We start from the raw sequence: 15,086 nt of genomic DNA, 5'->3' as shown, positions 1-15,086 counted from the left end.
ACCGGCGTTGGAGTCACCGAATCTACTGATGTTGCCCCAGCGTTTTTAGCTTGAGTTACTGCATCGTTTGTTGTCGCGTTGTCGATTGCTTGTTTCGCTGCGTCTGCTTTGGCTTTTGCGTCATCCTTAGCTTTGGCTTTTTCTTCAGCAGTCAAATCGTTGTTGGCATCAATCGCATCGTTCTTAGCTTTCAATGCGTCATCGATGGATTGTTTTGCAGCCGGTTTAGCTTGCGCCGTTGGACTTACTGAAGATACACTTGTCGCTCCGTCATTTTTAGCTTGTTCTACCGCATCGTTTGTTGTTGCGTTGTCGATTGCAGTCTTCGCTGCGTCAGCTTTGGCTTTGGCGTCTTCCTTAGCTTTGGTTTTCTCTTCAGCAGTCAAATCGTTGTTGGCATCAATCGCATCGTTCTTAGCTTTCAATGCGTCATCGATGGCTTGTTTTGCAGCCGGTTTAGCTGCTGGTGTTGGAGTTACTGAAGATACACTTGTCGCTCCAGCGTTTTTAGCTTGTTCTACCGCATCGTTTGTTGTTGCATTGTCGATCGCAGTTTTCGCTGCGTCGGCTTTGGCTTTGGCGTCTTCCTTAGCTTTGGCTTTCTCTTCAGCAGTCAAATCGTTATTCGCATCAATTGCTGCTTCCTTAGCTTTTAACGCTTCATCAACTGCATTTTTTGCATCAGTTTTCTTTTGGCTTGCTTGTGGATTAACGCTTTCCACATCAGCAACGCCTGTAGTTTTCGCATTATCTACTGTTGAGTTTGTTGTTGCAGTATCAATATTATTTTTAGCCGCTGTTGCTCTTGCTTGTGCATCTGCTTTTGCTGCTGTTTTTTCTTCGTCTGTTAAGTCCGCACGAGCGTCAAGTTGTGCTTCTTTTGCTTTCAGCGCGTCTTCAATTGCTTTCTTAGCCGCTGGTTTCGCTACTGCCGTTGGGTTTACTGACCCTACACTCGTTGTCCCCGCCGTTTTAGCTGAGTCTACTGCTGCGTTTGTTGTCGCATTGTCGATTGCTGTTTTCGCTGCAGTTGCTTTTGCCTGTGCATCTGCTTTTGCTGCTGTTTTTTCTTCGTCTGTTAAGTCGTTGTTTGCATCTATAGCGGCTTCTTTTGCTTTTAACGCTTCATCAACTGCATTTTTTGCGTCAGTTTTCTTTTGGCTTGCTTGCGGATTAACGCTTTCTACATCAGCAACGCCTGTAGTTTTCGCATTATCTACTGTTGAGTTTGTTGTTGCAGTATCAATATTATTTTTAGCCGCTGTTGCTCTTGCTTGTGCATCTGCTTTTGCTGCTTCTTTTTCTTCAGTTGTTAAATCATTTCTTGCATCAAGTTGTGCTACTTTCGCTTTCAGCGCGTCTTCGATTGCTTTCTTAGCCGCTGGTTTCGCTACCGCTGTTGGCATTACTGAACTTACACTTGTTGTTCCTGCCGTTTGGGCTGAGTCCACTGCTACGTTTGTTGTTGCATTATCGATTGCTGTTTTTGCTGCATTCGCTTTTGCCTGTGCATCTGCTTTTGCTGCATTCTTCTCTTCTGTCGTTAAGTCGTCATTCGCATCGATGGCTGCTTCTTTCGCTCTTAAAGCTGAGTCAATAGCTGCTTTTGCCGTATTTTTCTTCGTTACTACAGGATTATCATTGCTAATCGCTGTTGTCCCAGATGTTTTGGCATTATCTAATGCTGCTTTTGTCGTTACCGAGTTATCATTAATTGCTGTTAAAGCTTTCGCCTTATCGGCATTAACTTTTTCGATTGCAGCTGCTTTTTCTTCTGCAGTTGCGTTTGTATTAGCATTAATCTCTGCAATTTTATCTTCAGCAGCCTTGTTAACCGCATCAATTGCAGGTTGTTTATTTAAACTTGTGAATTCTGATAAAGGTTTTGTATCAGTTGAACCATCTTTATAGGTCACAACAAGATTTCCATTAGCATCTTTTGTAATCGTAGAAATTCTTGTCGCCTGATTGTCTACAGCTTGTCCTCTCTTGCTAGTAAAATTAGCATCATCGTTAGTTTGAGAGTATTCGATTTTTACTTTTTCTTTAATTTTTTCAAATTCGTCAGCCGTAACATTCGCTGGATCTACTACACTAACTGTTCCTTCTGGAGTCTTAATATCATATTTAGTAGTTTGATTTTTTACAACAAATTCAACATAACCTTCAATTTTTTGACGTTCTGCAGGATTAGTAGTTGCATTAATTCTTCCGTTAAAAGGTGCACTTTCTCCATTGTTGTCATCTTTTGCAACGATAACACTTGTCCATTTTTTCCCAGCAGTTAAATTCGTTGTTCCAGTCATTTTAATGGTTGCTGTCTTCTTATCTTCAGAAACAGTACCTTCCCCACTAGTAACTGCACTATCAACGATATTCCCTACTGCTAACCCATAACTAGTTGCATTATTATAGTTAATGTCACCAGGCCCACGGAGTTTTAGATCCTTAATCTTAGATTCATCAGTTGCAGTGAATGTTAGATCTGTCTCTTCTCCAGAATATATATAAATATTTCTGTTAGCTTCGTTTGAATATGGCAAATTAACAACTGGCGGAATATTTTTTTGTACAATTTCACTTACCGGCTTCGTCTTCGTCGAACCATCTGTAAATGTAACAACAATGTTATTTCCTACGATACTAACTGATTGGATAACATCCTCAGGATGTTCTACCAATGTTCCACGCTTATCAGCAAACCTTGCATCTTCGTTTGTTGTTGAATATTCTAATTGAATACTATCTTTGATTTTCTTTAAATCTTCTGCTGTAGGATTTGTCAAACTAGTTACAGAAATCTTTTCATCTGTAGGTTGAGATCTTAAGGCGTATTTTTTTGCTTGAGATTTTAACACTAAGTAGAAATACCCTGGGTCTGCAATACTATCACCTTTTTTAAGATTCTCTCTACCTTGATCATCAACCACCTGAATATAACGAGTACCCACGTTAAGTGTTTGGTTTTCTTGTTTTGTATAATCTCTGTGTTTTTTCAGTATATCGTTTGGACGACCTGTAATAACGATTTTCGCAGGATTTGCTTGACTCGCCTCCGATGTTACCCCTGCCGTTTCAGCACGATTTATTACAGTAGCTGTAAATCCAAATTCAACATCCAAGTCATTATCTGTACCTGCAACATTAGGGAATCTTTGTCTAGATCCTTTCTTAATCGTTGCATAGCGAATTTTTCCAGTTTCAGAATAAACTGGAATTTCTAATGAAAAATGCTCTTCGTTATAAATATAGATTTTCTTCTCATCTGGTATAGAGAATGTAAAGTCTACCTTTGGATCTTGATTGACAGCTGCACGGAATGTTGTATCCTTTTCAATTTCACTTCCATTACGCGGATCATTGGCACCAGTATTTTCAATCGCATTTGATTCTGATGGTTTCTCAGTATTCTCAGCTTTGATACCAACTGTTTCTTTACCCTCAGTAGTATCTGTTGAAACAATTTCTTTTTTCTCAACCGGCTTATTTCGTAATTTTGAGTTAACAGTAGTAACCAGTTTTTGATAGGCACTCGTCAATTCTTCTTGACTGTTTGCGCTCGCTAAAGTTGCTTTGGCATTAGCTAACTCAGCAGCTAGACTCGCTACACTTTCCTCTGTCTTATTAGCGTAGGCTCCACTTGAAATCTTACCTTCAATTTCACCAATATAATTTGCAAGTTGGCTTTTATCTAATTCTGGTTTACTAATTTTTGGCTCACTGATTTTGGACTCACTCTGATTTTCAGCCTTCTCTCCACCTGATTGAGCCAACTCTACTTTACTAGAAGACTCTTCAGTTACTTTCAATTGTTCAGCTGCAACTGCTCCATTTCCTAAAAACATTAAAAAGGCAGCAACCGCTACACTCGCTGCACCAAAACTATATTTACGAATGGAGAAACGCATGATTTTTTCTTTCCTCTGATTCTCAAGGGACTTATCAGAAAGCTTGTTCTTCATTTATAATATTTCCTTTTCTCTTATCTGAATACACATTATATTATATTAAATTTTATGCGTATTTACAAATTACTTTATATTTCATTTTATAATTTTTAAGCTATTTTTGCAAGTTGTTTGAACTAGAACAGAATCCATAAAACAAAGCCCTGCCTGACATTTCATTTACTTTTTGAAAATCTATTTTCTAGTATTTTAGTTATAAATATATTCAATAATTATGCTTGTAAATGAACATTTAAGAACTGCAAAAACATCAAAAAAGGTAGATCCAGTCAAAACTGGTCTACCTTTTTATTATACTAGTCTTATCTACTATTTAGTGAATAAATCTCCAGTAAATCCGTTAGATTTTTGTAAAAGTTGTTTATAAACTTTCTCTTTCAGACCAACTGTATTTCCAAATCCATTCCCTTTAAGATCTTTTTCAACTGCTTCATCAAACAACTCTTGAAGTCTCGCATAAGTTGAAATTTTCTCACCATTAATTTCAATTTCAACAAAACCTTTTTGAGCTTTCTCATGAACTTCATGGTACCAAGCAGATTTCCATTCTTCTAAGTTTTGGAATCTTCCATTTGAAACTTTCTTAATGATAAAATCATCTCCAACATAACCGTTGTTTTCTTTCTTAGCAGCATCTTTGTATTTATTAGAAGCATATCCTAAGAAACCATCGAGGTAACCAAAGTAACCCCACATACGGAATGTATTATGTTTAAATGAAATAGAACCTACAGCACTTCTACTTGTATTACCACCATAGATACCTGCCATCATATTAACTGTTTGATAAGCAGAATCGAAACCTTCCGAACGGTAACGTCCATTACCTGGCATTCCATGCTTCGTAACAAAGTTATTGTTTACCAATTGATCAATCGTTGTTAACTTCATGTTTTTCTCTTCATCATTTAAATCACGAAGTTTATCCCATTGATGTGGCTCACCTTTTAGACTGTTACGATCAGCATTCGAACGCCATTCTCGGTCCATTTTCTTGAACCACTTATCATTTGTACCTTCATTTTTCTTAATAACGGCATCAGCTTCTAAGTAATCAAGCATCATCATTGATTCATTATAATTCTTCATGTAATGATCAATCTTCTGACGACTATCTAGCATATTAGGATTATAGTTATACCATTGCTTACCATCATTTTGACGCTCATATGCCATATTCAATCCTAAGGCACCATATTCACCATTTGGATTTGATACAGATGGTGATTGTAACATACCTTGAGCAAAGGCTTCAACGTCTGTTCCTTCACGGTGACGCCATCCACCCAAGTAGGCCATACGATCATTAATATGTGTAGTTTCGTGAGTAAATGCAGACGTTCCGAAGTCACTGATTAAGCTAGATAAAATATAATAGACAGCTTCTTGTGGTTGTGGATTTTGGAAAATATAGGCATAAGCTCCCATACCGTTGTTACCATGCCACTTACCTGTTGGACCATAGAATTCACGAATCGGAGCAAAGTCCCCGTTCTTAGTATGTCCCATACGGTCAACCCAACCAAGGTCTGGTGCAAAGTGATTATCCCAAATAGCTGATGGTACCATATTTTCACTCTTAAGGAGTTGATTACGAACGTTATCCGCAGCAAGTCTTGACCAGAAGTCCAAATAATTGATTTGTTCTTGCGCGCGTAAATTGATTTCTTTCTTGAACTCTTCACGTTGGGCTTCGATTGTCTTACCATATTTCTCAAACGAACTAAACGCAATCGTATTATAGGTCGTAATTAAGAACATATGCGCTTTCTTCAGGTTAAGAAGTGGTAAGATATAACGTCCATGATGACCGTTGTTAATTACTTCATACAGTTTATATTTCTTATTAGCGAAATCTGGATTTGATGATTGTTTCTCAACAACATAAGCATTATCCGCAATGTTATTCTTGAACCAAGTGTTCATATCAGTATCATTTGTGAATAATTCCATGTTGTATTTTAGGAATTCATGCAAGTTAGCTTTACCAGTAGCACTTGCAATCACATCACGATATGCATCCTGTGTTCTATCACCTTTCAAGAAGTGTTCACGTGAACCGATTTGAATTAAGCGGTCGATGACATTCGTTGATTTACCATAGAAATCCGGTTTAAACATCATGATGTCTTTAATGCTCATATCACCATACGCAAAACCATAATAGCGATTGAGATAAGCCAGACCCATCATAATTTTTGCTTTGTTATCTTCTACTCTCTTCACAAGAGCCTTCATTGCAGCTTCGTCGCCGTTTAACTGATGGTCTTCATTTTCAACGATTGCTTTCACAAGTTTATCAAGGTTACCTTTTACTTCGTCAAAGCTTTCTTCTAAGAATAAGTTACGAATATAATTGTTCTTATGATTGTCACTATTTTCAGCAGGTTTATCACGTTTGTCCATCAATGCACGCACTTCAGGTGAAATCAATTCGACACTTGCTAATTTTTCTTTCACATCAGCAATTAGTTTGTTACGATTCTTATCCACCATATTTGGTGTGTAAACGACATCACCTAAATCTGTAATAGCATATTCTTTTACTTGAGCCACTTTTGATGTAACCTTAGGTGATACGGATTTTTCTTCTTTTGTACCGTCAGCGTAATGAATCATAATATGATCAACATCTGATAAATCGGTCACAAATTGTCCATCTTTCATACCTGTAACAGATAATACTTCTGTATTCAGTAATTTAGAATCTGAAGGAATCTTGTTACCTTGATTTACAATCCATTCTTTATTGTAGAATGGTTGAAGTTTTTCGATGTTACGGTAAGCAAGCTCACGAGATGCATCATAGTCTTGAGTAGATTTATAAGTGTCAGCTTTTGATTCCTTATGATTTAACTTATCTACAAAATGTTCAGTTATTGTATATTCATGTGCAGTAATTCCCATTTTAGCAATTCTTGCATCAGCTTCTTCTTGGGAAACACCTTTCCAACGACTAGAACGAGAATAGGATTGTTTACCTTCACTTACACCATTAACGAATACATTATTATTTCGAACCCAGTTTGCACCAAAGTAATCATCATCCTCTGCATCACGAGAACCGTAAAGAATCTCACCACCATTCTTCACCTTCATCATAGTAACGTTATTTTCAGCAAGTCCCCATGACCAGTTAGAATGAAGCAAACCACCTGTTTCAAGAGGTTCTTTCACATCAATCGTACCTTTTGCAACAGAGTTCTTCAAACGTCCCCATGCACTAACATCTCTCGGATTATCACCATGATTCAATTTAGCAACAAGTCCACCGACCTTAGCTTTATTCCCTTTGATATAGGCATCAATGTAAGAGTTATCTGTGTTACTTCTCCAGCTTTCGCTGACAAGCCCACCTGACCACCATCCTGCGTTCCCTACACTTGTAATATTGCCGATAAAGGCTACATTACGCATATTGGATTCATCCAGTTTATTGACCATACCCGTAACGTCATTGTTACCTACAACATTACCTGTTACTTTAATGTTTTCAATCGTTGACTTCTTAAACATCTCACCAAGCGGTGCTGTCTTGTTCGCCCAAGGCATATTGATATCAACATTACCCAGATTGATGTCGTGAATATGAGCATTCTCAGCTTGTGCAAATAACGGACGAGCTAAATTGTGAATAGTGTAACGTTTATCACCCTCACTAGATAGCTTACCAGTGAATTTAGCTGTCACGTAAGATTTACTTGGTGTTGGTACATTCACAGCGTTTAAGTCCGCACCAAGTTTAAACTCACCATTTGGAGTTTTTTGCATATCTTCAATTAATTCTTTGAAATTGTAGTATACATTACCTTCTTTGGCTTTTTGTTTTTCAAAATAATGAACATACTCTTCGCTAAGTGTGTTATCCGCATTACGTTGAATCAAATCAGGTGCTTTGGCAGTGACTTTGTATAAAGTTTTTCCGTCTTTTTCTACTTCTTCAATCTTGTCAACAGCAAGTCTTGTTATTTTGTTATCATGAGTGGTCACTCGTAAATAAAGCGGAGCAACATCAGTTGGTTTTTCTGTCAGTAAACTAGTATCTGTTTCATTACCGTCAGCATCCACACTCATCAAGCTTGTTTCTTTGATGTTTTTGATTTCAACTTTTTTGAGGTCAATTCTTAGCGGTTCTTCCTTCAGAACCTCTTCCTCATCACCCTCACCACGGTCATAAACCATCTTCGTTTCAAGTTTATAATCCTTGTAGTACTGTAAATCTGTCAGGGTAGTTGTCAAGTCATCTGGTGAAACATTCAAGGTTTTGACAATCTCATCACCTTTTTTCAGAGTTAAGGTAATAGATTTAATGGCTGCCTTACTTGGATTTTCTAGACTATACTTAACATCTGAAGTCCGTTTCAAATCCTTAGGTTCAACTGCAGTGATGGTCAATACTGGTTTTTCAAAGCTCTTGGTACCACGTTTCAAAATTTTGTCTTGAGGTGCCTCAAGGATTTCCTCTGTAACTTTTGGAGCGTCTTCTGTTTTAACTCCTCTGATGGTGTTAAAGGTCTTGGTGATTTTTTTCTGACCTTCTTTTCCTTCTTGAGCTACAACTTCTAAGCCTTTTTTCAGTTGGTCATCTTCTTTAACAACTTCCTTAAATGGAATCTTTTCAAGACTTTCTTCTACCAGAGTTCCTTCAATTGGTTTTGTCCCACGACTTACCTGTTGGTTTACAGGCTCCTTGGTAACTTCTGTGCTAGTTGAAATAACTTGGTCAGTTTTAACACCTTCTACTGTTTTATAAGTTGTTTTAGTAACTTGACTACCTTTTTCTCCATTTCTTACGACAGTTTCTTCGTCCGTATACTTGGTTGGATCCTCAGTCGTTTCAGTTTTGTAGTCTAGGTCTGTAGTCGATGTTTCAACAAGGGTTCCCTCAGTTACTTTGTACTCTGGTAACTGTTCTTGTACAAGGGCTTGGCCAGTTTTACCTTCCTCTTGGGTACCCTTTACTTCGATTGGAGCTTCTGGTAAGGTTGGTTGTGTCAAGGCTTGACCTTCTTTGCCTTCCTCTTGGGTACCTTTTGCTTCAACTGGAGCTTCTGGTAAGGTTGGCTGTGTTAAAGCTTGGCCTTCTTTGCCTTCCTCTTGGGTACCTTTTGCTTCAACTGGAGCCTCTGGAAGTTCTGGTTGTGTTAGAGCTTGGCCTTCTTTGCCTTCTTCTTGCGTCCCTTTAGCTACTTGATGAGTTGGTTCAGCTTGTGGGGTTGGAGTTGGAGCAGGTTGCACCTCTTTCTTCGTTCCGACTGCAATCACTTGTGACACAGGATTTTGAACCACTTGGTCTTCGATAACTTCTCTAACTTCTTGACCATTAACCATTGATACTTTGGTTACAAGGCGACGCTGACCATTTACTCCGGCTGTGACGATACGAGTCTGTCCTTCTGCTAGATTCGCATCTGGGCTTGTGACTGTTTCAAACGGAATCTCTACCAAGCTCTCTTCCTGTCTAGTTTGTGGCTTCTCAGAAACTGGTTTTTCTTCAACAGCAGGAGCAACTGAAGTTTGTGTCACAGGTTTTTCAACGACAGTTTCTGGCGCAACAGTCGGTGTTTCTTGAACGACTTCAGTTTTCTCGATTTCATTTGCACTTTGCTTTTCTACTGGCAACTGAGGCTTCTCAGCTGAAGCTGGTCTTGATGGATGGAGTTCTGCTTCCTTGAAGTATCCGATGTATTCATAACCATCAATGTGGATAATCCCTTCAGCCAAACCTTCATGTGTAGAGGCCGAAATAGTTTGGTTATAAGAAAGCAATTCTTTATTTTCAAATGCGAATGTCCCATAAGGTACAAAGGTACTGGCTCCTAAAGAACCAATCAAGAGAACACCTAGAACCTCTTTGCGACCTTTTTTGGACACCAAAAAGACTGCTAGAGAAGCAGTTGCCAAGCCAAGACCTGCCAAAGCTAGTTCCTTACTTCCTGTGTAAGGAAGTTGTTGACTGTTAGTTGCCTTCTTGCGATAAACTACATAGAGAATATCTTCATCTTGAAATTCTGTTGGAACCTCATGATGAATCAGGGCTTTTTCAGACTCGGTCAATTCCTGCTCCGCCAAATAACGGTAATGAACGCTATGAGCGCCGCCGACTTCATTGGCTTGCACCTTATCTACTGAAAGGGTACTGGCACCAAAAAGGAAGGCCCCGATGGCTACAGGACCTACCCCAACAGTTAGCTTACGAATCGAATATTTGGTGATTTTTTCTAGTTGTTGTTTTGTTTTTCTCATTCTCACGACTTTCTGATAGAATCTTGTGGATACTGCGCACGCGCACCTCCAATTAATTTTGGACGGCTAGCAAGAGCCGTTACATGGGCATGCCCAATTTCTCTCAAAAGAGGGCGAATCGGAACCTGAACATGCTTGACATGCATACCAATTGCAGTGTCTCCGATATCCAATCCAGCATGAGCCTTGATAAATTCAACCTCAACTGGATCTTGCATAAACTTGAAGGCTGCCAACTGACCTGAACCTCCTGCCTGAAGGGTAGGAAGGACACTGACGATTTCCAGACCAAACTGCTCTGCCACCTGACGCTCAACGACGAGGGCCCGATTGACATGTTCACAACCTTGAACAGCTAGATGAATTCCTTTTTCCTCTAGGATATCTAAGATGGTCTTCACGATGATTTCCCCAATTTCTTGGCTGGATTCCTTGCCAATCTGACCACCTATTACTTCACTAGAAGAAAGGCCCAAAACAAAGATAGATCCTTGCTTCAAATTGGCCTTTTCTAATACATCGTTTACAATCTGGCTAGTTTCTCTTTGAATGTCTTTTTCCTTCATACTTGATACCTCTTTTGTCATTATCTATCATATCGTTTTTTCTACGTTTTAGCAAGATAGACAACCTAGAAAGCTTGCCCAATTACGCATAAAACTCCCAGAATTGACTGGGAGTTAACTAGTTTCTATTCTATTTATGTATATTTCAACTGTCGTACCTTTTGAGGGAATAGAATCAATCTTCATTTGGTAATGTTCTCCAAAATGAAGTTTGAGCCGTTGATCAACATTTTGAAGACCAACTCCCCCACGTTTGAGTTGACTTTGACTACTATCGCTAGCATCTTGGAAACCAATCCCATCATCCTCAATGCGGATGACCAATCCCGAATCCTGTTTCTGAACAGAAACTCTAATATGTCCCTGGCCTTCCTTTTCCTTAATGCCATGGTAAAGAGCATTCTCTACAAGAGGTTGTAGCACTAGCTTGGGCAAGACTAGATTATCAAAGGCAGGATTTTCATTAATTTCGTATTCCAGCTTATCGCCATAGCGTTGTTTCTGGATAAATAGATACTGGCGGACATGATTAATTTCATCAGACAGGCAAATCAAATCTTTACCCTGATTGAGCGCCAAGCGGAAATAAGTCGCCAAGGACTTGGTCACTTGCACCACTCTCTGACTATCTTGAAATTCAGCCATCCAGATGATGGTGTCCAAGGTGTTATAGAGGAAATGGGGGTTAATCTGGCTTGATAGAGCTTGAAGTTGGTACTGACGGGTCGTTTCTTCCTGCCTGCGAATATCTACCATCAGCTGATCAACCTGATCCAACATGGCATTGAACTGGCGAGTCACCTCTCTCAATTCATAAGCACCCGCTTCTTTGGCACGAAGATTCTGATTACCAGAAGCAATTTCCAGCATAGTTTCTCTCAAATCCTTCAAAGGGGCAATCCAGCGTTTAAGACTAAACCACACCAAGCAGAGACAAGCAAGAAGAGATGTGAAACTGGCTCCAAGCAAGGTCCACATGAGTTGACTCCGAACCTGGTCTAACTTCTCCAACGAAGACACGCCAAGCACCGTCCAATCAGTTCCAGCAATCTTTTCTTGACTGACATAGGATTGGTGGTCTGGAGTGTAACCCTGCCCTGTCTTAATATAGGGTTTCATGGCCTCCATTTCGCTAGACGAACTATAAACTGTATGTTGAGGATGATAAACAAATTCATGGTTTTCATTGATGATAAAAGCAAAGCCCTGCTGACCCAACTGGAGTTGGTTGAGATAGGCTTCCAGAGTTTCATAGGAAATATCCAAACGAAGTACACCTAGATTGGCTCCCTTTGCATCAAGAAGTTCTTGAGTGACAGAAATGACCCACTGGCTATCTGATTTACGAGCTGGAGTTAAAACTGGTTTAGCTCCCTGATGAATAGCCTTTTGGTACCAATCCTCAGTCATCATATCTGAGGAAGTTTTCATCTGCACACTATCATCCGTAGAAATGACCTGACCAGATTTGGTTACCAGCACAACAGCTTTCAAGTCCTGGTCTGACTTTAAAATGGTCAAAAACAAATCTCGAATTCCCTTGACCTTTTCTTGACTGGGATTCTCAGCATAGGTTAGGACATCTGCCTGCTGGGTCAAACTGGTCGAGGTGGTTTCTAATTTTTTGATATAAGACTGGATAAAGTGGCTAGTCTGACTGATAGTCGTTTGGCTATTGCCCTCAATAGTAGCCTCAATGGCTGAAGAACTAGATTGATAGTAGAAAGTCCCAACCAGAGCTAGGAGAATGAGAAAGACCAGAAAGATGGAAATAACCATTCTGACTAGGAGAGAAGAACGTTTCATCGATCTTCCCCCTTCTTAAACTGGCGAGGTGTCACACCTGCAATCTGTTTAAAACGTTGGGTAAAATAGTTCATATCTTCAAAGCCAACCTTCTCTGCGATCTCGTAAATCTTCAGATCGGTAGTTAAAAGCAAAAGCTTGGCTTGTTTGACACGTTCTCTCACCAGATAATCCTGAAAAGGCAGGCCTAACTCTTTCTTAATCAAAGAACTCAGATAAGTCGGGCTAAAACCCAAGTCACTGGCCAAACTCTTCAAACTAAATTGGCTATCAGCCAGATGGGACTGGATTTTCTGGGCCATATTTCCCTCAAACTTATCAGTCAATAAATCTTGTAACTGCTCTTCTTTCTCTTCCTTATCCAACTTTTGCTTGATTTTCCCCAGCATTTCCTCGATATCCTGACGAGAAAAGGGCTTGAGTAGGTAATCATCCACACCTAGTTTGACAGCAGACAAGGCATAATCAAAATCATCGTAGCCTGTTAAAAAGACCAAATGCACCTGAGGATAGGTTTCTCGGACCAGACTGGCCAACTGGATCCCATTTAGCTGAGGCATGTTGATATCGGTTAAAATAATATCTGGCACCTGCTTTTGTATCAATTCCCAAGCCTGTCTTCCATTTTCAGCTTGACCGATGATTTCCATATCGTAGGCTGCTACATTGACCAGCTTGGTCAAGCCTTGTCTTACCAGATATTCATCTTCTACGATTAAGATTGTATAGGTCATGCTTCTCTCCTTTGTCACTTACTAGTATCAGTATAGCAAAATTCTCCTCTAACTGCTTAGGAAATCCCTCTTAATCGACATAATCTAGTAAATAAGCGTAGCCTTTTTCTTCCATTTGATCTTTGGGAATAAAGCGGATAGAGAGACTATTGATACAGTAGCGCAAGCCACCCTTGTCCTGTGGGCCGTCCGTAAAGACATGGCCAAGGTGAGAATCTCCAACTCGGCTTCGCACTTCCATGCGTGTCATATTGTAAGACTTATCTTCCTTGTAGGTGGCAACATCTGGACTGATGGGTTGGGTAAAACTAGGCCAGCCACAACCAGACTCAAACTTATCCTTTGATGAAAAGAGAGGTTCACCAGTTGCTACATCCACATAGATACCAGATTCAAATTTATCCCAGTAACGGTTTGAAAAAGCTCGTTCTGTTTGATTTTTCTGGGTGACTGCATACTCCTCAGGTGACAAGGTCTTTTTCAATTCCTCATCACTTGGTTTGGGATATTTGCTGGCATCAATGACGGGATAGGCCGCCTGATTGACATTGATATGGCAGTAGCCATTTGGATTTTTCTTGAGATAGTCTTGGTGGTAATCCTCAGCCACTACAAAATTCTGCAGACTCTCCTTTTCAACTGCTAGAGGTTGATCGTATTTCTTAGCCACCTCATCAAAGACTTGGTTAATCACCTCTAAATCCTTGTCATCTGTGTAATAAACACCAGTACGGTACTGGGTTCCCACATCATTTCCTTGTTTATTTTTGCTGGTTGGATTGATAATGCGGAAGTAATGAAGCAGGATTTCTTTTAGGGAAATTTGTTTGGCATCATAAGTAACATGAACAGTCTCCGCATGACCTGTTTGGTTAATCAATTCGTACTTGGTTGTTTCCCCTCTACCATTTGCATAGCCTGAAACGGCATCTGTCACTCCGGGAACGCGTGAGAAATATTCCTCAACTCCCCAGAAACAACCTCCAGCCAGATAAATTTCGTGCAAGTCTGCATCTTTACTCACTTCTGTTTTTTTCACTGTTTTTCCTCCTTGGCTAACTGATGCTTTCTCAATTTGCGAGCTATCTGTCTGCCCTGCATTTCGCATCAATAGAAAATAGAAACCGCTTATGGCTAGGAAAAAGATTCCTGCCAAGACAAACAATTTTACTTTATCATTCATGACCTTTCTCTACCCCATTTCTTTCAATGTCTTTAAAATCATATCCTTATCCATAAAACCTGGTTGCGTCTTGACCAGTTTTCCTTCCTTGTCTATAAAGGCTTGAGTTGGGTAAGAACGAACACCATAACTTTCCAAGAGTTTGCCTGACGGGTCAATTAGAACTGGGAAATTTTTATAATCCAAGCCCTTGTACCAGTTTTTAAAGTCAGCTTCCGCTTGTTCTCCCTTGTGACCAGGAGATACCACTGTCAAGACCACATAGTCATCACCAGCATCCTTAGCAATTTCATCCGTATCTGGAAGGCTAGCCAAACAGATGGAACACCAAGAAGCCCAGAATTTGAGATAGACTTTCTTGCCCTTGTAATCAGACAAGCGGTAGGTCTTGCCATCTACTCCCATCAGTTCGAAATCAGCAACCGCCTGACCTTTAGTAGCAGTTTGTGAACTGACTTGTTCTGTTTTTGTTTGCTCCTTCATAGTAGCTTCGTCTGACATATTTTTAGCCGAACAGGCTGCCAAGCAACAGATTGAGCCGACTCCAAGGAGACATGTTTGCCATTTTTTCATTTCTTCTTCC

The 15,086-nt window shown here is 39.9% G+C and carries 7 protein-coding genes; all 7 read right to left on the bottom strand.

Annotated elements, in window-relative coordinates; translation table 11 throughout:
- Window positions 1–3,962: sialic acid-binding adhesin (locus tag N8M16_RS08450; protein ID WP_261069994.1), on the bottom strand; the 3,962-nt coding region annotated here is incomplete at its 3' end.
- Window positions 3,963–4,277: 315 nt separating this feature from the next.
- A complete protein-coding gene (locus tag N8M16_RS08445; protein WP_261069993.1) occupies window positions 4,278–10,214 on the bottom strand; it encodes a ZmpA/ZmpB/ZmpC family metallo-endopeptidase in 5,937 nt (1,978 codons plus the stop codon).
- A gap of 2 nt (window positions 10,215–10,216) precedes the next feature.
- Entirely contained in the window at window positions 10,217–10,780 is a 564-nt protein-coding gene (locus N8M16_RS08440) for a TIGR01440 family protein (RefSeq protein WP_261069992.1), read from the bottom strand.
- A gap of 114 nt (window positions 10,781–10,894) precedes the next feature.
- The gene (locus N8M16_RS08435; protein WP_261069991.1) at window positions 10,895–12,586 is read right to left on the bottom strand and encodes a cache domain-containing sensor histidine kinase; all 1,692 of its coding nucleotides are present in this window, start codon (window positions 12,584–12,586) and stop codon (window positions 10,895–10,897) included.
- Window positions 12,583–13,320 carry a response regulator transcription factor gene (locus N8M16_RS08430; protein ID WP_020903450.1) on the bottom strand — a complete coding sequence of 246 codons (738 nt, stop codon included), beginning with the start codon at window positions 13,318–13,320 and terminating at the stop codon, window positions 12,583–12,585. The genes N8M16_RS08435 and N8M16_RS08430 overlap by 4 nt, the downstream gene beginning before the upstream one ends.
- Before the next feature lie 70 nt (window positions 13,321–13,390).
- On the bottom strand, window positions 13,391–14,503 hold the full coding sequence (msrB, locus tag N8M16_RS08425; protein ID WP_020903451.1) for a peptide-methionine (R)-S-oxide reductase MsrB: 1,113 nt from the start codon (window positions 14,501–14,503) through the stop codon (window positions 13,391–13,393).
- A gap of 9 nt (window positions 14,504–14,512) precedes the next feature.
- Window positions 14,513–15,076: a redoxin family protein gene (locus N8M16_RS08420; protein WP_049488479.1), complete on the bottom strand. Its 564-nt coding sequence runs from the start codon at window positions 15,074–15,076 to the stop codon at window positions 14,513–14,515.
- Window positions 15,077–15,086: the final 10 nt, after the last annotated feature.

It is taken from the genome of Streptococcus mitis (assembly GCF_946188375.1).
Classification (GTDB): Bacteria; Bacillota; Bacilli; order Lactobacillales; family Streptococcaceae; genus Streptococcus; species Streptococcus mitis_CX.
Note: the sequence above shows the minus strand (reverse complement) of the source record. Positions and strands in the feature narration are given on the sequence as shown.